At 49.4% G+C, this 861-nt stretch carries 1 protein-coding gene; it reads left to right on the top strand.

Translation table 11 applies throughout. The features are described 5' to 3' along the window. Nucleotides 1-515: 515 nt before the first annotated feature. A partial coding sequence (locus AC1DX0_RS36550) for a hypothetical protein (protein WP_477359456.1) occupies nucleotides 516-861 on the top strand: 346 nt, incomplete at its 3' end.

Raw genomic sequence — 861 nt, 5'->3', positions numbered from 1 at the left:
CTTCTACTACTTTCCCCAACCTAGTGGGACATAGTGGGACAAGTGAGGAAAAGCACAATAAAACAATGATTTACGGTTTCCGTCCTAGCGGGACAATAGTGGGACATAGTGGGAGGGAGGTCGAGCGCAGCAACAACTGACGAAAGCATTGTCTCGCAGCGCTATAGCGGCCCGTTGGCCCGGTCGGCGCGCCGAGTGCAGCGGACGAAAGCTCCGCCTATCATCGCATCTAAGCTTTTGAATTTATTGCGATGATCGGTTGCGATGATCACTCACCAACCGATTTCACCAACCGAAATGCGATTGTCGCTGTGGTCGAGGCGATGAACGATCGCGAATTGATTGCGTGGTCGTCATAGTATAGAGTTGCGATGACTTCAATAAATACAAATCTATTCCAAGAGGATAAGTTAATAAATCTGCGATTTACCACCTTACCCCCTTGACCAGTGCTTACTGGCTCGTAAAAGCTCCCTGTCACATGAAGCTGATTTGGGAGTAAGCCGATGCTAAGAATGATCGATATACACAGCAACCACATCATCTCGCGATCTGGCGACAGGACTAGCGCTCTTGTTTCAATCGCTGACAGGATAAACAACACAGCACTTCGATCCGGCGTATCATCGGCATACAGTGCAATCCGCATTGGGGCGGAATCAATTATCAAGATGCAGGAGATGGAATACCCATTTCCTCAAATACATGATGCTTATCGCAAGACGCTAACATCAAGCATAGTCCCACCAGCCAAAGCGTGTATCGTGGCACTACGTGCAGCGAACACCGCGAACAAAGCGGCAAAGGCCAATCTGTTGCTGCCGAGAAACCCGATCGATCCTCTTCGCGCCAGCATAAAGA

This window comes from Mesorhizobium sp. P3_A9 (genome assembly GCF_056402975.1).
This window is presented reverse-complemented; position numbering and strand designations above follow the sequence as displayed.